Source organism: Ruegeria atlantica (genome assembly GCF_001458195.1).
In the GTDB taxonomy this organism is placed as follows: domain Bacteria; phylum Pseudomonadota; class Alphaproteobacteria; order Rhodobacterales; family Rhodobacteraceae; genus Ruegeria; species Ruegeria atlantica.
Genome location: NZ_CYPU01000013.1, coordinates 1 through 17920, shown reverse-complemented (window position 1 = coordinate 17920; position 17920 = coordinate 1). Strand labels below are relative to the sequence as shown.

Annotated in this window: 16 protein-coding genes; 10 read left to right on the top strand and 6 right to left on the bottom strand. The window is 54.8% G+C overall.

The window, feature by feature from the left end; all coding sequences use genetic code 11:
* Nucleotides 1-95 precede the first annotated feature (95 nt).
* On the top strand, nucleotides 96-716 hold the full coding sequence (locus RUA4292_RS03710) for a DUF1326 domain-containing protein (RefSeq protein WP_158506943.1): 621 nt from the start codon (nucleotides 96-98) through the stop codon (nucleotides 714-716).
* A 28-nt stretch (nucleotides 717-744) separates the two neighbouring features.
* Nucleotides 745-1515, top strand: a complete 771-nt coding sequence (locus tag RUA4292_RS03705) for a DUF2182 domain-containing protein (RefSeq protein ID WP_058276414.1) — start codon at nucleotides 745-747, stop codon at nucleotides 1513-1515.
* 181 nt (nucleotides 1516-1696) lie between these two features.
* Here the strand turns inward: RUA4292_RS03705 and RUA4292_RS03700 are convergent, their stop codons facing one another.
* From RUA4292_RS03700 to RUA4292_RS03665, 5 genes are all read right to left on the bottom strand, one after another.
* Entirely contained in the window at nucleotides 1697-3406 is a 1710-nt protein-coding gene (locus RUA4292_RS03700; protein ID WP_267885445.1) for an adenylate/guanylate cyclase domain-containing protein, read from the bottom strand.
* Nucleotides 3407-3610: 204 nt separating this feature from the next.
* Nucleotides 3611-4231, bottom strand: coding sequence for a class I SAM-dependent methyltransferase (locus RUA4292_RS03690; RefSeq protein WP_058276369.1), 621 nt, complete (start codon nucleotides 4229-4231; stop codon nucleotides 3611-3613).
* A gap of 420 nt (nucleotides 4232-4651) precedes the next feature.
* The gene (locus RUA4292_RS03685; RefSeq protein ID WP_158506941.1) at nucleotides 4652-5800 is read right to left on the bottom strand and encodes an adenylate/guanylate cyclase domain-containing protein; all 1149 of its coding nucleotides are present in this window, start codon (nucleotides 5798-5800) and stop codon (nucleotides 4652-4654) included.
* Between the two features lie 546 nt (nucleotides 5801-6346).
* The gene (locus RUA4292_RS03675; RefSeq protein WP_145974847.1) at nucleotides 6347-6706 is read right to left on the bottom strand and encodes a hypothetical protein; all 360 of its coding nucleotides are present in this window, start codon (nucleotides 6704-6706) and stop codon (nucleotides 6347-6349) included.
* 712 nt (nucleotides 6707-7418) lie between these two features.
* Nucleotides 7419-8000 (bottom strand): TetR/AcrR family transcriptional regulator, encoded by a 582-nt coding sequence (locus tag RUA4292_RS03665; RefSeq protein WP_058276364.1) that lies wholly within the window; start codon nucleotides 7998-8000, stop codon nucleotides 7419-7421.
* A 78-nt stretch (nucleotides 8001-8078) separates the two neighbouring features.
* Here RUA4292_RS03665 and RUA4292_RS03660 point away from each other — a divergent pair, with 78 nt between their 5' ends.
* Both RUA4292_RS03660 and RUA4292_RS03655 read left to right on the top strand, forming a co-directional pair.
* Nucleotides 8079-8543 (top strand): MAPEG family protein, encoded by a 465-nt coding sequence (locus RUA4292_RS03660; protein ID WP_058276413.1) that lies wholly within the window; start codon nucleotides 8079-8081, stop codon nucleotides 8541-8543.
* A gap of 247 nt (nucleotides 8544-8790) precedes the next feature.
* Complete coding sequence (locus tag RUA4292_RS03655) at nucleotides 8791-12165, top strand: AAA family ATPase (protein WP_058276363.1); 3375 nt, start codon at nucleotides 8791-8793, stop codon at nucleotides 12163-12165.
* A gap of 316 nt (nucleotides 12166-12481) precedes the next feature.
* Here the strand turns inward: RUA4292_RS03655 and RUA4292_RS03645 are convergent, their stop codons facing one another.
* Nucleotides 12482-13033, bottom strand: a complete 552-nt coding sequence (locus RUA4292_RS03645) for an ankyrin repeat domain-containing protein (protein ID WP_158506937.1) — start codon at nucleotides 13031-13033, stop codon at nucleotides 12482-12484.
* 507 nt (nucleotides 13034-13540) lie between these two features.
* Here RUA4292_RS03645 and RUA4292_RS03640 point away from each other — a divergent pair.
* From RUA4292_RS03640 to RUA4292_RS03615, 6 genes are all read left to right on the top strand, one after another.
* Complete coding sequence (locus RUA4292_RS03640) at nucleotides 13541-14119, top strand: Crp/Fnr family transcriptional regulator (protein ID WP_442475949.1); 579 nt, start codon at nucleotides 13541-13543, stop codon at nucleotides 14117-14119.
* An 85-nt stretch (nucleotides 14120-14204) separates the two neighbouring features.
* Nucleotides 14205-14636, top strand: coding sequence for a YeeE/YedE family protein (locus tag RUA4292_RS03635; RefSeq protein WP_058276412.1), 432 nt, complete (start codon nucleotides 14205-14207; stop codon nucleotides 14634-14636).
* A 4-nt stretch (nucleotides 14637-14640) separates the two neighbouring features.
* Nucleotides 14641-15069 (top strand): DUF6691 family protein, encoded by a 429-nt coding sequence (locus tag RUA4292_RS03630; protein WP_058276360.1) that lies wholly within the window; start codon nucleotides 14641-14643, stop codon nucleotides 15067-15069.
* A gap of 37 nt (nucleotides 15070-15106) precedes the next feature.
* Nucleotides 15107-15988 carry an MBL fold metallo-hydrolase gene (locus RUA4292_RS03625; protein WP_058276359.1) on the top strand — a complete coding sequence of 294 codons (882 nt, stop codon included), beginning with the start codon at nucleotides 15107-15109 and terminating at the stop codon, nucleotides 15986-15988.
* Between the two features lie 19 nt (nucleotides 15989-16007).
* The gene (locus RUA4292_RS03620; RefSeq protein ID WP_058276358.1) at nucleotides 16008-16346 is read left to right on the top strand and encodes a protein tyrosine phosphatase family protein; all 339 of its coding nucleotides are present in this window, start codon (nucleotides 16008-16010) and stop codon (nucleotides 16344-16346) included.
* Nucleotides 16347-16358: 12 nt separating this feature from the next.
* Nucleotides 16359-17920, top strand: a 1562-nt coding sequence (locus RUA4292_RS03615; RefSeq protein WP_058276357.1) for a SulP family inorganic anion transporter, incomplete at its 3' end; no start/stop codon positions are given.

Sequence of the window (17920 nt, the reverse complement as noted above, 5' to 3'; positions counted from 1 at the left end):
CCTGAGGAGACATGTTTAACCTTCTGGTTGATTGGTGAAAAGCAGCCTTTCTGCTAAAATGCCTCCGTGGAAAATATGGGATGGGAGGAGAAATCATGGCTTGGAATGTTTCAGCGGAACTCGTCGAAACCTGCAATTGCAACATGCTTTGCCCATGCTGGTTCGGACAAGCTGACCTTATGCTCTTGGACCAAGGGTATTGCGCGACGTCCCTGTTGATACGCATTAGCGAGGGCTCTCATGAAGGCGTGGACCTTTCTGGCCAAAATGCGATTGTCTCATTGCATTTCCCCGGGCCGACACTGTTTGACGCCAACGGCACCGGGCGAGTGTACATTGACGAAAACGCCAGCGATGCGCAGGCGGCGGCATTGGAGACTATCTTGCAGGGTGCGTCCGGTGGCGGCATGGAGGTGCCGGCAAGCCTGTTGTCGACCTGGCTTCCAACCAAACGCGCCGGGATCAGCGTGACCGAGGCCGATGGCGAAATAACTGCAAGCGTGGCCGGTGTAGGCGAGATGAAATCCCGTCGCCTGGTCAATGACCTCGGCAACAAGATGAAACTGCAGAACGCCGCGTTCAGCCTCGCCTTCGGGCATGAGGGGCATGAAGGTGATCTGGCCCCCAGTGATGGAACCACTTGGAACGACGCGGATATGCCCGTGACCTGGGCGGGCCGGTCGGGTGTGGTCGGACAAGTCGCTTGGGCCGGCTGAGGCCGGGCCGGATCTTCAGGCCATCCTAATGAATGCTGTAGGGGTCGCACGACGAGATCGGGCGCTGGTGCTGGCAGCGCTAGTCGCGCTCACGGCGCTGGCGTGGGCCTATACAATTTACCTCGGGCGAGGTTCGTCCTCGATGACGATGGTTGGCGACATGGCCATGCCGATGATGATGCAGTGGTCCGTCGCGGATATTGTCTTCATGCTTATCATGTGGGCGGTGATGATGTTCGCGATGATGCTGCCTTCGGTTACACCCGCCGTAATGATCTACGAGCGGGTCCGCGCGAAGCGGGAGGAGGCAGGGCGACCCTTCGTGCCAACGGGTAGCTTCGTGGTGGGGTATCTGTTGGTTTGGCTGGTGTTCTCGCTGGCGGCGACGGTATTGAATTGGTGGCTGCACACGGGCGGCGCGCTTTCCTCGATGATGGGGAGGGTTGCGCCGACTGTGGGCGGCGTGATGTTGATACTCGCCGGGTTGTTTCAGTGGACGCCGCTCAAGAACGCTTGCCTGGAGCATTGCCGCTCGCCCATGAGTTTTCTGACGGCTCATTGGCACGAGGGAACCCTGGGTGCCGCGAAGATGGGGCTTCACCACGGGGCCTACTGCCTTGGTTGCTGCTGGATGCTGATGGTGCTGTTGTTTGTATTGGGCGTCATGAACCTGCCGTGGGTTGCCGTTCTTACAATCGTAGTGTTGGCAGAAAAGACGTTGCCATTCGGGCGGATTCTGAGTCGAGGATTGGGCGTGGTTTTGATTGTCTGGGGCGGGTGGCTGATCACGCTCGCCTGAGGAAACTTTGGTGCATTCACAGGTTGGATAAATGCCACCGCAGAGCGATTTTCAAAACGTCACCGGACAAGCAATTCCTGCGGGAGATTAAGTCCCGCTCCGAACCCTTTGCGGTCATTCGGCTTGACCTGACGCAAGCATTCAAGACAAGCGGCAAAGCAAGGGCCGATCACAGGAAAAATCAGGCCGGGATACCTGCCTTTGCAAGCCCTGCAAGGTAAAGTTCCATTTGATCGTCCCGCTTCAGATAGAACAGCTTCTTTTTTGCGAATGACCGCGAGAATTTCGGCTCTTCCACCATTAGGTTATGCACCATCTTCGCCAGATCTTTGTCCCGCCCGAGATTGGCAAGCGCCACGACTGCATGCGCGGTGGCCCAGTATTGGCAATTTGGCACATCGCGAGCCCGCTCTGCCCAGTCCAGAGCTTTCTCGAACTGGTGATCGAAAAGCAGAGTCAGCGCGCCATAGCTCAGAAAGGCCCAAAGCTGCGGATGGTTAGGGCTCATCTCCACGGCTTTCTCGAAATTGGCAATCGCCTCTTCGTATCGTCCCTCATAGGAAAGTGAGTCTCCCAATCCGCAATATGCTGGAGCCAGAGTCGGGTTCAATTTGATTGCAGTTTCATTCTCAGCCAGCGCGCTGCGGTATTCCCGGCGGGCCAGTTGGACTCTGCCCATCAGCATGTAGAGCAGCGCATTCTGGTTATCCATTGAAACGGCGGTGCGTGCGGCAGCCAGCGCTTCGTCCATAAGGGCAGAATCCGGTTCCGTGTCCCAATACACCATCCCGAGAATCGTGGCATAAGCCCACCAGGCATGTGCCTCGGGAAAACTGGGGTCCAGTTCGCGGCTTTGGAGAAACAACCTCTGAGCTTCACGGTTGCTTACGGCAGTAAACTTGTAAAAGTGCGCAAGCCCAAGATGATAGCAGTCCCAGGCATGGGGGTTTCGGCGCGGCGTATCTTCTAACTTGCGCCGGATCGCATTTCCGACTTCGGGCTCCAGTCTGCCAACAATTGTTTCCGTGATCTCGTCCTGAACATCGAAGATGTCTTCCAACTGACGGTCATATTTTTCCGCCCACACGTGGTTGCCAGTCGATGCGTCAATCAGCTGAACCGTGACTCGAATGCGCGCACCCGCTTTCCTGACCGAGCCTTCGACAACGTAGTCGGCGTCCAAGTCATCGGCGAGCTGCCGAACATTCGGGGATTTTCCCTTGTAGGCAAAGGTCGTGTTGCGCGCGACGACCTCGAGCCAGTGGTGTTTCGACAGAGCCGTAATTATGTCTTCGGACAACCCGTCCGAAAAATATTCCTGTTCAGGGTCGCCTGAAATGTTGTCAAATGGTAATACGGCGATCGCAGTTCCGTCAGGGGACCCAGGCGGTTCAGAATCATAAAGCGGATCTACAGACTCGGCGTCCCCCCACCACCAGACTGGCACCGGTCGATCAATGTTCTTAAGCTCACGGTTTTCTCCGCCTTGGAACGCGCAAGCCGTTTTGCTGTCCAGGCATTCATAGGCGGAGCCGGAGATGAGAACCTGCCCGGCTTCGGCAAGCGCTTCCAAACGAGCGGCGACGTTAACGCCATTACCAAATACATCATCCTCCTCGAAAACGACTTCACCTATGTGTATCCCAATTCTCAACTTCAGTGTATTCTCGCTGGCCAAAGAGTTCTGAATGGCGACAGCACAGGTCACAGCGTCAGAGACTGATGGAAACTCGACTATCCAACCATCCCCCATGCATTTCACTAAATTGCCGCGATGCGCGACTACAGAAGGGTCAAAAAGCCCAGATCGAAGCTCTCGCAACGCGCTGAGCGTTCCGCTTTGATCCGAGTTCATAAGGCGGGAATACCCAACCAGATCGGCTGCAAGTATGGCGGTCAGCCTGCGTTTCAGAGGTCATCCTCCTCCGAGCAAAGTGCAATTATCAAAGATTATCATGCGCAGGCTTGGAAAGAAACCGAAGGGCGACTTCGTCCGCAAGACGGCCGCCGGATGAGTAAAGTTGCAGCGAAGGCATGAGCAAGGCCATTGGATGTCACAGTCGTGCCGAAGCGCATTAGCAGCGCAACAGCAGCGCTACTGGCCCACGCGTAACAAGCTGAATTGGAAGGACTGAGAGCTTCCCCAAGGAGTATGGTGTGTGTGCTCCCGATGCGTGACCAGGGAAATACGATCGCCTAATACCTCGCATAGCCCCTCTGGATCATAGCGAACGATTGGCAAACCGCTGCACTTCTTCGGACCGTCGAGCGCAAACGTTGCGATAATCGCATGGCTACCTGGGAGAAGGCAGCGGTACAACTGGTCCCGGTAGGCGGAACGGTCGTCCGCATCGACAAGGAAATGAAATACGGCGCGATCGTGCCATAGATCATAGCTTCTCTCCGGGCTCCAGGTTGTGACATCGGCTGCGATCCATTCAATCTGCTCGCCTACGGCGCCAAGTTGTCCACGAGATCGATCAAGCGCAGCTTTGGATACATCGAGCACAGAAACGTCGCTCAGTCCTCTTTCGATCAGGCGTTCTGCGAAGCGTGAAGTGCCTCCGCCTATGTCTATCACAGAGGAGGCATTATCGACGCCGACCACGTCGCAGAGCTCCAACGAGATCGAGGGATCATCCTGATGCCAACTCAGCTGGGTATCGTCTTTCTCGCGGTAGGCCTCCTCCCAGTGGCTCACTCTCTCGTCTGCCATGGTGTCTCCACTAAATCCCGTCAGGTGGTGATCATGTATCTTTAGGTCAATGACTGCAATGTCCTCAGAGCAGACGATCAGTCAAATTTGTCGAGTGTCCGCTCTGAGCCCGAAATTGACCGATGCTGCACGATGCCCCAACGACAGGAATGCGCAGAAAACTGACATTGCAAACTCCATCTGTTTTCTGAAAAGCGGACATTCGTTCTGAGGTTTCGAACTTCTGATCAGAGCCATTTCGAAACGTTCAATCGACGTCGCAGACAAAAAAATCCGAATTCACTCAAATGCGCAAGCATCGACCCATAGGGGTCACATGGATCAAACAAAAGACAACGGCCCTCGGAAGCCAAAAAGCTGACCCACAAATAAAATAACCGAGATTGATGATGTGTTAGGATAACGGATGCGCAGCTTGGTCTATGTTTTGACCACTCTTAATGGCGTATTGCCAAATTCGGGCAGTGTGAAAGCCAACAGCCCACCGTCGATGCCAGCGACATCTTGGCGACCAAGTGACGCCAATTCCTGGCCATAGATCGCCTTGAACGGTTCCGACGCGATCACGGGCACAGCGAGATGCTTGCACAGACCTTCCAATCGCTCAACTTCGTTGGCAGCCGAACCGGTCACTGTTAAATCGAGCCTCCGGACTGTCCCGACATTTCCATACATGACCTTGCCGGCATGAAGACCGATACCAAATTCGATTTCAACCAGTCCATCTTCAGCCCTGGTCCGGTTTTTTTCGGCCAGCCGGCCGAGGGCATCGCGAGCTGTCATGACTGCGGTCAGACACATGTTGTCCGCAGGTCTGACTCCGTCCTCGAACGGAAAGACCGCCATAACCGCATCGCCGATCAGTTTGAGAACTTCCCCGCCATGATCGAGCACGGCGTCTGCCGTGCAATCAAAATAGTCGTTGATGGTGGCAAAATAGCTTTCGATATCAAGCTCGGCCGCCATCCTCGTCGAGTGTCTCAGGTCGCTGAACCACAAGCAACAATTGATCACCCTGCCATCGCCCCGATCGACTAGGCCATCTAGCACTTGGGCCCCCGAAGCTTTGCCGAGATAGGTCTCCAGAAGTGTCTTAGCGAGGCTCCGGTCGCTGGCCCCTTTCATGGCGAGAGCAAGCGGCGTCGACAGGCTTTTAAGGTCTTCTACTTCGTCTGCAGAAAACCCGCCAGTCCGTTTGGTGGCAAACGAAGCGATGGCACCTTCGACACCGGCAGGAAGGTCAGCCCACGTCATGGGCGTTTTGCGCCCATAAGATGCAAACAGCGCAATGTAATCGGTAATGCCAATACCGCCCAGTGTTTCAAATAACGGATATTTAGCGCGCACCTCAGGGTCATTCAGCCTGTAGCGTTCAAACGGCGTTTTGTTTTTGACCATCCGGTAGAACGGCGCGTTTTGAAACTCGGGAGTCTTGGCGGCGGTCCTGGGCACGGCTTGGCTTCGGCAATTATCGCTGAGGGCATCCCAGGTGAGATCCAGCGCGCCTAGGACAGGGTGCAGGAGCATCGAGCCAAAATTGATCCGAAATACCGGCACACCGCCCTGCACCAGCCTGCGCCCCAGACCGGCCACTGTTTCGTCAAGATCGGCATCCGTTAAAGCGCGTTCGAGCAGCCAACAGGAAATATCTCTGAACAATTCCGGTTTTCTCATAATCTCCCTACCCGGGATGGACGTTCACACCAGGTCACCCGACGACCCTTGCGAATAAGACTACAGCCGCAAAAAGAAGAAAAGGCAATGGGACGGCATGCGCGTCGCATTGCGGCTCGGCGGCTCCATTTGGCACAAAGCACCAATATGCGATACATCGCTTTCAGGATTTCCGCTGCCAAGCGCCTTGGTCAAATTATCCGCAAACCAACAAATGTGCCAAGGCGCAACAAACGTCTGCTTTCGTCATCCCCGACGTTGGAACGATTGACCGATTGGGGCTGTCTGCGGTCCTTCGGTGAAAGCGGGTCAATGGCAGCAAAGTCCGCAAGGCGGACGTTGGCGCTTTGCAACGTTGGGTCTGCTATCCGTCCAAAAGCCGACATCTGACCAAATCAATCAGCTGACCGCGTTGAGTCCAGGGGTTATGATTCAGCCGTTTTACTTAGCAAGGTCACCAACGATGCCAACGGCATCGACGACAGTCGAAAGATCATCAGAAACTTCCAAAATTTCATCGTTGACGCGTATGTAACGATTTCCTTTTCCTGGAGGTTTCAATTTCCAGTTGGAAAGGTCGCCGATGTCCGAGTAATCCAAGTCGGCGGGAAGTTTGGCTCCTCTTGTATAGCGCTTTATTTGCCCTGGCGGCACAGCTTTCTGACCCTTATCCGGCTTGCCATCCAACTGAACTTTCTTGTCTTTTGACTTCCCGCCTTTTTCTTTGGCGGAAGCCACATCGATGACGCCAACCATCAAGGTCAGGGCCAGCATCCAAACGAATACAGAATAGATCTTCACGCGGTGTTCCTTCAATTTCACTGAACTCATACTGTTGTTGCATTTGTTACATTTTCTTTGGAGACTTCATTTAATGAACCAACGAACAATCATGCCCTAGCCTGTGTTCACGTCGGTCTGAATTTGAAGGCCTCTGGAGCAGTCTGGTCATGAATTGTGTTTTTAGCGGTCAGACTTTGTGGCAATTGAAGCGAATGCCCGCTTTAAGACCAGTAGTTGTTGCAACATCTTTAAGCAAAGAACCTGGCATCTCGGTCGAAGCTAAATTGTTTCACATGAGGATCGATGCGTAGCTCGCGGCAGAAGCCTTATGAAGGCTATAGGCAAGCAAAACTGCAAGAACGCATATTGGGCCGGCTATTTCCAAAAACGCTTTGAAAGATGATTGGGAGCTATTCCCAAGGGAGAAATACTGGGAGAGCCTACTTTTTGCAGGCAATAGCTTCCATTCACCTAGTCTTAACATATTCAACTCGTTAAAAAACAACGGTTGAAAACTAACATTCATGGTCTCAGACCCGTAAAGTTTTCGCAATTTTTAGAGATTTTGCTCCAAATTCGACAAAATAGGTCTACAGTCACTACGGAAAAACGCACATTGTAGACGAACCCAAGGCCAATTGGTTGTTAAACGGCCTATGGTAAATACTTCATCTAAGTTCGACGATTTCGTAAATTGCCTACTCCCTCTGGTCGCGTTGTTTCTTGATTGTTATGAGGACAGTTTCGCAATCAATGCAGAAACGAGCTCGGCCTCCGAGTGCTTCAGTGGATCGACGATGCCGTCAGCGAGCCCAAGCATCAGTACGAGTCCCAAGGTGGCAGAGTGAATCGCAAATGCCGTCTGGCGAGCTTTTTCGGGTGGCCCGTCGAGTCTTGCAGCTAAGGCGTCATACAATTTCGATGTGGTAACGTGGATTTTCTCGAGAACATCGCTGTTTCGTACCTCTTGCATTCCTGCCTTCAGCGTCTGGGGGGCGAGGTACATCATCCTGTAGCGGTCAAGGTTGGATGTATGGAACCGCGTGATTGACCGAACGAACGCGTCAATGGCCTCATTTGAAGTTTTTACAGATAGCAGGCTTGTTTCGGCCTCATTGGTTTCTTCGCCCAACCAATCGAGAAACATGGCGGCAAGCAAATCGCTTTTTGTGGGGAACCAGTAAAGTACCGATTGCTTAGTAATGCCAAGTGCGCGCGCAATCGTGTCGAAAGAGACTGCGCCAAAACCACCGTCTGCCAGTAGTCTTTGCGCCGCATCAATGATTTTCCCGTCGGTTTTAAGATCGGTCATAAGTTACCCCTTGCCTGACTACCGTTGGTAGGTTATCTATTCTACCAACGGTAGGCAAGCAGAATGGGGCTTGGAAATATGGATTTGTTGAACTTAGAGAACCCAGTGTTCGTAACGTACGCAATTGCAGCCTCCCTGATGGTAGTGAAAGTTATGGGGCAGGGTTGGATGACGGTACACCGCATGCTGAAAGTAGGTGGTGGATGGGCGAGTCCTGAAGACCTCAGGACGGGCCTCATAAACAAAAACCCTGATCCATCTCAGCTCAATACTAACGACTACGTCGACCGTTCTCGGCGAATTCATCGGAACGACCTAGAGAACATTCCAGCGTTCTGGATCGCTGGATTGCTCTTTGTGTTGGCTGATCCGGCGCTGTTGTCGGCACAGCTGCTACTCTACGGGTTCGTCGCCGTGCGTTTCGCACACTTTTTGGCCTATGCGACCAAGCAATCCCATGAAATTCGAGCGACCTTTTATACCCTAGGCTCGTTAATTGTAATCTACATGGCGTTGCACATGATTTGGGTAACAATAATCTGACGGGAAATTTCAACGGCAACTAAGTCCGCAGAGCGGTCATTGCTGCACTGCGCAACGAATGACTGCTTCGAGCCCAAAGTGACCAATGCAGCGTAGCGGGCGGGCTCGTCTGGGTGACTGTCACCGGTCATGGCGCCTCCATTCGGCCGGATCACCGTCTATGGCAGACGCGAGCTGTTCATGATAGCTCTAGTGTGCCGTTGCTCTCTGGCGACTGGCAATTGACGGCAACGAGGTAGGCTGAACTTTGTCCGACATTCAAAACTGGCTCGCTGAACTCGGTTTGCAAAAATATGCTGAAGCATTTGTCGACGCAGAGATTGAATACTCAGATCTTTCGGAATTGACCGATGACGATCTGAAGGAAATTGGCCTGCCAGTGGGTCCGAGGCGCAGAGCGAGCAGCGCGATAACGGCCATGAAAGGCAATGCAAATTCTACACCCACCGACGCACCTGATGCCGCGCCCGCTGCGCCGGGCGTCCCGACCAACCGTGCCCCTGCCTCTGCTCCAGTAACCGACGCCGAGCGCCGCCACCTGACGGTCATGTTCGTCGACCTTGTCGGCTCGACCGAAATGGCGACCCGGATGGACGCCGAAGACATGCGCGATGTCATCACGTCCTATCAGAACACGGTTGCTGGCGTCGTCAGCCGCTACGAAGGCTTCGTCGCCAAGTTCATGGGCGACGGCGTGCTGTGCTATTTTGGCTGGCCCCGCGCCAATGAGGATGACGCCGAGCGCGCAGTCCGGGCGGGCTTGTCGATCATCGAAGCCGTCAGGAAAACCAAAGCGCCCAACGGCGCGCCCTTTGCCACGCGGATCGGCATTGCCACTGGCGTGGTGATCGTTGGTGACATGATTGGTAGTGGGGCGACACAAGAGGCCGCGGTGGTCGGCGAAACGCCCAACCTGGCCGCACGGCTGCAAGGGGTTGCGCAGCCCAACCAGCTTGTGCTGCCGCAGGAAACGCGACGACTGCTGGGAAACACATACAAACTGACGTCCATAGGAGCTCAGGACCTCAAAGGCGTAGGCGCACCAGTTGAGGCGTTTGTCGTTGACGGGGAGACTGCTCTCGAGAGCCGCTTCGCCGCCCGCCAGTCAGGCGCGATGACGCCTATCGTTGGACGCGAGCGTGAGATCGAGTTGATGACCGAACGCTGGGCGCTGGCTCGGTCCGGCCAGGGTCAGTTGGTCATCGTCAGCGGCGAGGCGGGAATCGGCAAGTCCCGTATCACGCGGGCTGTCATCGACCAGATCACTATAGAAGAAGACAACATTCGGATGACCTACCAGTGCTCTCCGTATCACGCGGACAGCGCATTTTATCCCGTCATCCAGCAGATGTCCTTCGCGGCAGGGTTCGCCTCGTCGGACGACGCCGAAACGCGGCTGGACAAGCTGGAAACACTGCTCGGCGATGATCAGGATACTCTGCGGCTCGTCGCGCCTCTGCTGGGGCTGGATGGCGAGGCCCGCTATGGCGCGTTGGACCTGACGCCAGCACAGCAACGCGCTCAGACAATGAAGGTGCTAGCGAGCCTGCTTGTGCAGCAGGCCGCTGAGAAACCTTTGCTATTGGTCTACGAAGACCTGCATTGGGTCGACCCAACCTCGCAGGAACTGCTGGACATCTTGCTGGATCAGATAGCAGACCAGCCCGTCATGATCCTCGCCACCGCCCGCCCGACATACGAATATGGTTTTGGTGGGCATCCCATCGTTACGAAGTTTGCGCTGAACCGTCTGGGTAAGGATCAGATCAGCGCTATCGTGGCAAAACTGACCGACGGCAAGGCGCTGCCGGATGAGATCATGACGATCATTGCGCAGCGCACCGACGGCGTGCCGCTGTTTGTGGAAGAGCTAACCAAGACAATCCTCGAATCCGGCGCGTTGAAAGAGGACCGCGAGCGATACGTGTTGAACGGCCCGCTCAGCGCTATCGCCATTCCCACCACGCTGCATGACAGCCTGATGGCCCGGCTGGACCGGTTGAACCCAATCAAGGAAGTCGCGCAGACCGCCGCCTGTATCGGGCGGGAGTTCAGCCACGGACTGCTGTCGCAAATCTCACCCCTGCCAGACGCGGAATTGTCCGAGGCCATGGACGGTCTGATCGCAGCTGAGCTGATCTACCGTCGAGGCCTTCCACCCGAGGCGACATATCTGTTCAAGCATGCGCTGGTGCGCGACGCCGCTTATGAAAGCTTGCTAAAGGAAAATCGCCGCGCCGTTCATAATCGCATTCTCAGCGCGCTGGAGACCGACTCTGACATCGCCCCTGAAGTCCTTGCCACCCACGCGGAGGCCGCAAACCTAACCGATCGCGCCATCGATCTGTGGGCAGCCGCCGGCAAGGCCGCCATAGCACTGCCGGCTTTCGACGAAGCGATCTCACATCTTGGTCGGGCAATTGAATTGATCACCCCTCAACTGGAAAACAGCGACGTCCCGCCGTTTGAACGCGCGCTTGGCTTGCAAGTGCCTCTCAGCATGACCCTTCTCGCCCGCAAGGGGTTCACGGCCGACGAAACACTAGAGTCGTTTGAAAAGGCTTTGGTTCTTGCGGACAAGGTCGGTGAGACCCCGATGCGGTATTCAATTCTGTACGGTTTGTGGATTGGCAAGGGAGCCAGAGGGCAGCACAGAGAGGCTTTGCGAAGCGCGGAAGCGCTTGTCGAGGAGACTGCCAATGCGCCGAACACCCCCCCAATGGTGGTCGCCAATAGGGTTGCAGGCGCCTCGCACTTTTTGATGGGTAACTTTGCAGAAGCGCAACGGTATCTGGGTGTTGCCCTGGCCAACTATGACTCCATCGCACATGCGGGCCTCGCGAACCAGTTCGGGCAGGATATTGGTGTCACAATCCACGTTTTCCAGGCAATGAACTCGTTGATGCTGGGTCAGACAGAGCGAGCCACGACTCACCTGAACGAGGCTGAGAGCGTTGCCAAGTCGACCGATCATATCCAGACAATCTGCTATCTGCTGAATATGCGTTTTATATATGGCTTGGCGTCCGGTGGCCGTCATGACGTTGAGCGATGTCTTAACGAAGTATCGCCTATTGCTCAGGAACATAATCTGGCGCTCTGGTCGGCTATGATACCGATGTGTATCGAAAATTTGGCGGCATATAACGGCGACAAAACCAGTATGGAAAGATGGCAAAAGGCCGGAGCAGCAATTGACGCTATAAAGTTCAAATTGTTTATCGTGAGCTTTCACGTTGACCTTGCCCGATCAGCACTGGCGATGGGCTTTCACGGCGATGCGGCCGAACTGGCCATGAAAGCGCAAGAGTTGATCGACGAAACAGGCGAGACTTACACCCTGTCCGACCTCCACCGGGTGCAAGCTGAGATCGCCATGGCGGATGACGACTCCGAGACTGCAGAAAAATGCCTCGTTACGGCCCTCGCCGTCGCCCAGCGGCAAGGCGGAAAATTATGGGAACTGCGCGCGGCCATAGACCTTGCCCGTCTCTGGCGAGATCAGGGAAGGAACGCCGAGGCGATCTCTCTCCTCCAGACCGTCCACGACAGCATCGCAGACGGGGACTGCCCGGAAGATCGGGCATCGGCGCGTGAGTTGCTTGCGGCTTTGGCTGGGTGACGCGGCTTTAACCAAGCCCTGTCCGGAAGCACCAAAGGTACCCCCTGAACTATTGGCGGGCCACCTCCGGCGCCTGGAAGCCTCGATTGCGGCTGGCGATGATGAGGTCCGGATCGGCACGCCAGATGAAGGGTTTCGCCTCGACCTCATGGTCCTCGGCGATGAAGCGGTTGACCGCTTTCGCAAAAATCGCACTGCATTGCCGAAACTTTCTACGCGATTTGGTGGACGCGCGGCCGCGAAGTTTTCTGCATCAGCATCAGGCGGTTAGCGAAGCGTACCGTAAGTTTGAATCCGACCTTCTCCCAAATCTCTTTTATTGGCTGTCTTCCAGCATCTTCAGTGCGTCCGTTCCTGCTATCTTCTCGTTACCAACCCCGAAGGCGAAGGCAGACTCGCCCATTTCAGTCCTAGCCCCGGCATCCGCTCCTGCTTCAAGCAGGACCATGATCTGATCTTCCGATCCAAACTTTGCGGCACCATGGATGGGTGTCCAATCATTGCTGGTCTTCGCGTTCACCTCAGCCCCGGCATCCAACAGCAACCGGATATTCTCCACTGATCCCGAGGCTGCCACGAAGTGCAATGGCGTTCGATCCCATTGGTCCTTGCTATTCACGTTCGCCCCCGCCTCCAGAAGCGTGGAAATGACTTCCGGCTTTGCTGTCGCGATCCAGTGTAGCGCTGATTTCCCGACATCATCCCGTGCGTTTAAATCGACACCTTGGTCGAGCAGATGCTGAACATCGGCGGCAGTCGCTGTTGTATAAAACTCCGCGTTGCAGAGATCCTTGCAATCGCCATCTGCAAACACCGGACCCGCCGCGATCATCAACGCTAATTCAACGGCTAGAACGCATTTTCTCATAACCGCCCTCCCTTTAATCCAGCCAGTCTTACCACGGATAAGCGCCGAAACCATCAGTTGATCAGCTTTGAGTGAAGGTCGGTTTTGTCCGCAACTCTGCCATTTAGCAGATTTCAGCGAAAGTCCGCTGCCGTTTAATGCAGACCTTCAGGCGAAATTCCTCGGAATGACCACCAACAATGACCGCTATCCGTTCCTAAACCGGCATCTGAATGAAAGACTCAGATGACTTCCTTGAGCCCGAAGCGGCCAAAGAGCTGAGCCGTGCGTTAATCGCAAGTCGGGCTGTCCAATGTTGGGCGATGCTCGGATCTAGCTCGTCTGAAAAGCGAAGAGAGCCATTGATCCAGATCGCGTGCCACCGCATCTTTGTAAGGAACCAGTGAACCGAACGCACAGGGCATAGGACATAAATTGAAGACAACTGTCGGAGATTGGACCGAAAGCTTTCTTGGCACGAGAAATCTACCTCGGCGGGTCAGAGATAAGCTTCTACATGAAGCACGCGTGGTTTCGTACAAGCAGGGCCAGCAAGTTTTTGGACCCGACAACATCCCGGACAGTCTGATGTTTTTGCATGTCGGCCGCATACGCGTTTCCCAAAGCTCTGATGCCGGGCGAGAAATCGTGCTGTATCGCGTTGAAGCTGGAGAGAGCTGCGTGCTGACCACTGCCTGCATGCTGTCCGAAGAAGCTTATAATGCTGAGGGTATTGCCGAGACCGACGTTACGGCCATCACATTACCAAGAACCTCTTTTGATAGGCTGGCTGCTGAAGAAGACAGTTTTCGCGGTTTTGTTTTCTCGGCCTATTCTCGTCGGTTGATTGATCTTCTGCGCGTGGTCGACGATGTCGCCTTTGGCAGAATGGACGTTCGACTGGCAGAGCGCCTTTTGGCGCTAGGAGAAGGCCATTCCGAAATCCAGGCGACGCATCAGGCTTTGGCAAACGAGTTAGGGACAGCGCGTGAGGTCGTTTCACGCATACTGAACGATTTTCAAAAGCGCGGACTTATCCTTCAGACGAGAGGGCGGATCACCCTCCAGAACAAACCTCAATTGGAGCGTTTGGCGAACAGCGCATGAATTCTTTGCGTTAAGTGACATTGTCACTGAAGAGTAAGGTGCCGGCCGGTAATCAGGTTGCAACATGAACAACCGGAGACGCCTGATGGAAACCGCGTTTACGCCGATCGCCTCATTTGGAGGTGGGCTCGCAATTGGACTTGGATCCGTGCTTTTGATGCTCGGACTGGGACGTATCATGGGTGCAACGGGCATATTGTCCGGCTTGGCATTCCCAGAAAACCGCGAGGAATTCGCCTGGCGAACAGCCTTGGTTTTGGGAATGATGCTCGCACCAGGCCTGATCTATGCTGCGACCGGTGCAATGCCTGAACTTACGGTACCTGCCAGCCCGACTATGATCGTTATCGGTGGTGTGATCGTCGGCCTGGGTGCCAGTCTCGGGTCTGGCTGCACTTCAGGGCATGGTGTTTGCGGACTATCTCGGCTTTCTGTTCGCTCTTTTGTGGCAGTGCTGACCTTCATGGTCACAGCTGCAATCACAGTCTTCCTGATCCGTCATGTCTTTGGAGTATAATGCAATGAAACTTGTTTTTGCTTTGTTTACTGGCCTGATCTTTGGCGTTGGTATCGCTGTGTCGGGCATGATGGATCCGGCCAAAGTTCTGAATTTCTTCGATATTGCCGGGACGTGGGATCCCAGCCTCGCCTTTGTTATGGGTGGTGCGCTCCTAGTCACTTTCTTCGGCTACAGACTTGCCTGGCGGCAAACAACGGCGCTCTTTGGCGGGCGTTTTCAGATCCCAAGCGCGACGGCCGTAGACAAGCGATTGGTTGGTGGTTCGGCTCTCTTCGGCATCGGTTGGGGAATTGCAGGCTTCTGCCCCGGCGCAGCAATACCGGCACTTGGTACCGGGCGTTGGGAAGTCGCTCTCTTTCTGGTTGCCGTTCTTGCCGGGTTTGTACTGCGCAGGCTCCTTTTCGCGCGTCCTGTTCAGTCGGCGGCATAGTCACCGATTTCCCTCAGCCTCCCAGGAGTACAATCAGATGACGTATCCCGTGAATATGAACATCAAGCCGGACGTTCAGGCATTCTTCGACGAGGCGACGAACACCATCAGCTATATTGTGAAAGATCCAACCTCGAACTCATGTGCCATTGTCGATAGCGTAATGGACATTGGCTACGCGGCGGGGCGCATCACTTACGATCACGCAGACGACCTCATCCATCAGATCGCAAGCCAAGATCTGAAGTTGGAATGGATTATTGAGACCCATGTTCACGCCGATCATTTGAGTGCAGCGCCGTATATCCAAGAAAAGCTTGGGGGAAAAATCGGCATTGGTTCAAAAATCATGATCGTGCAGGACACGTTTGGAAAGGTCTTCAACGAAGGTACCGAGTTCCAGCGTGATGGCAGCCAGTTCGATCAGCTTTTCGAAGACGGCGATACGTACATGGTTGGCAATATGCAGGTGTTCACAATGTACACCCCCGGCCATACGCCGGCTTGCATGGTACATGTCGCAGGGGATGCGGCTTTTGTGGGCGATACTTTGTTCATGCCGGATGGGGGATCGGCCCGCGCAGATTTTCCCGGCGGCGATGCAGCAACGCTTTACGATAGCATTCAAAAAGTCCTGAGCTTGCCGGACGAAACACGACTTTTCATGTGTCATGACTACGGACCAAACGGGCGGGACATCGCCTGGGAAACAACCGTCGGCGATGAGAAAGCCCACAATATCCACGTTGGTGGTGGCAAATCAAAAGAAGAGTTCGTCGAGTTCCGCATGGAACGAGATGCTCAGCTGGCAATGCCGAAGCTGATCATCCCATCACTTCAGGTAAATATGCGTGCGGGTGAGGTGCCAACTGACGTGGACGGCAACCCCATGCTCAAGGTTCCGGTCAACAAACTCTGATTTTGAAAGGATGAGAGCGATGGAAATCACCCAAATTTCCGACGACTTCAGTACTTGCGGTCAATTGGAGACCGATGACTTGGCGGAAGCCAAAACGCTTGGATTTCGCTCGCTAATCTGTGTGCGTCCTGACGGCGAACAAAAGGGTCAGCCTACTTTTGGCAAGATCCAAGAATGCGCCAAGGCGCAAGGTCTTCAAGCTCGCTATGTGCCGGTCAAACCCTCCGGCGCAACAGAAGCGAACCACATTGCATTTTCTAAGGCGTTGGCAGAGCTGTCCGAGCCTGTCCTTGGCTACTGCCGAAGCGGTCAGCGCGCTGCAACGCTGTGGCGCGCACGACGAGACACTGCGGCGTAGCGGGAGGTAAGGATGCGGGCGGCGCAATATCTACCGGTTCTGAATTGGGCTCGCAGCTATGGACAGGCAGAGCTTTCTAACGATCTGATGGCGGCGGTGATCGTCACCATCATGCTGATACCCCAATCCTTGGCCTACGCGCTCCTGGCTGGATTGCCTCCAGAAGCGGGGCTGTATGCATCCATCGCGCCAATTCTTCTTTACGCAATATTTGGAACCAGTCGCGCGTTAGCGGTTGGCCCGGTTGCCGTTGTCTCACTATTAACAGCGTCGGCGGTCGGTCAGGTTGCTGAACAAGGCACGGCAGGTTACGCGGTTGCGGCACTGACCCTCGCATTTCTTTCTGGCAGTTTCCTGTTGCTTTTGGGGTTCTTGCGGCTAGGCTTCCTGGCTAATTTTTTGAGCCACCCGGTGATTGCGGGGTTTATCACAGCATCTGGGATCTTGATCGCCGCCAGCCAACTCAAACACATTTTGGGTGTGAATGCTCACGGACATACATTGCTCAAGATCCTCGCATCGATTGCTGCGCACTTGCATGAGGTGAATTGGGTTACGCTCGCTATCGGCCTTAGTGCGACGGCCTTCCTTTTTTGGGCCCGCCGATGGTTAAAACCCGGATTATTGAGGCTGGGTGCTCCGGCGGCGCTTGCTGATATTCTAACGAAGGCGGGACCTGTTGCCGCCGTAGTTGCCACTACGGTCACGGTTTGGGCACTAGATCTTGTCGAAATGGGTGTGAAAATCGTTGGGGAAGTCCCGCAAAGCCTGCCGCCGCTTACATTGCCGGTATTTGCGCCCGACTTGCTTGCAGCGCTGTTGGTTCCGGCGGTTCTGATTTCAGTGATTGGCTTTGTCGAATCCGTCTCAGTCGCGCAAACTTTGGCTGCCAAGAAACGTCAACGGATTGATCCGGACCAGGAACTTATCGGACTGGGCGCAGCCAACATAGGCGCAGCGTTCACCGGAGGCTACCCGGTCACGGGGGGATTTGCGCGATCAGTCGTCAATTTCGATGCTGGCGCTGAAACTCCTGCTGCTGGCGCCTATACTGCGCTTGGCCTCGCGATCGCCGCCTTGGCGTTGACGCCATTGGTGTACTTCCTGCCAAACGCTACGTTGGCCGCCACAATCATTGTGGCGGTTCTGAGCCTCGTTGATTTTTCGATATTGCGCAGAACATGGGACTATTCCCGTGCGGATTTCATCGCGGTATCTGCAACGGTTTTGCTGACGCTGGGTCTAGGTGTTGAAGTCGGCGTCGCGTCCGGAGTGGCGATTTCAGTACTTCTGCATCTATACAAGACGTCTCGACCGCATGTTGCGGAAGTGGGTCGTGTGCCCGGGACAGAGCACTTTCGAAATGTCCTGCGCCACGATGTCGAAACCGCACCTACGGTGTTGACGCTGCGCATCGACGAGAGCCTTTACTTCGTAAACGCCGGCTTTCTGGAAGAACTGATCTTCAGTCGCCTTGCCGAGCGGAAGAAGGTCAAACATGTTGTTTTGATGTTCTCCGCCGTTAACGAAGTGGACTACTCAGCGCTGGAAACTCTCGAGGCGATCAATCACCG

Coding starts and splice junctions, on each gene's coding strand:
- RUA4292_RS03710 (WP_158506943.1), top strand. CDS start 96: ATGGCTTGGAATGTTTCAGCGGAACTCGTCGAAACCTGCAATTGCAAC.
- RUA4292_RS03705 (WP_058276414.1), top strand. CDS start 745: ATGAATGCTGTAGGGGTCGCACGACGAGATCGGGCGCTGGTGCTGGCA.
- RUA4292_RS03690 (WP_058276369.1), bottom strand. CDS start 4,231: ATGGCAGACGAGAGAGTGAGCCACTGGGAGGAGGCCTACCGCGAGAAA.
- RUA4292_RS03665 (WP_058276364.1), bottom strand. CDS start 8,000: ATGACCGATCTTAAAACCGACGGGAAAATCATTGATGCGGCGCAAAGA.
- RUA4292_RS03660 (WP_058276413.1), top strand. CDS start 8,079: ATGGATTTGTTGAACTTAGAGAACCCAGTGTTCGTAACGTACGCAATT.
- RUA4292_RS03645 (WP_158506937.1), bottom strand. CDS start 13,033: ATGAGAAAATGCGTTCTAGCCGTTGAATTAGCGTTGATGATCGCGGCG.
- RUA4292_RS03635 (WP_058276412.1), top strand. CDS start 14,205: ATGGAAACCGCGTTTACGCCGATCGCCTCATTTGGAGGTGGGCTCGCA.
- RUA4292_RS03630 (WP_058276360.1), top strand. CDS start 14,641: ATGAAACTTGTTTTTGCTTTGTTTACTGGCCTGATCTTTGGCGTTGGT.
- RUA4292_RS03625 (WP_058276359.1), top strand. CDS start 15,107: ATGACGTATCCCGTGAATATGAACATCAAGCCGGACGTTCAGGCATTC.
- RUA4292_RS03620 (WP_058276358.1), top strand. CDS start 16,008: ATGGAAATCACCCAAATTTCCGACGACTTCAGTACTTGCGGTCAATTG.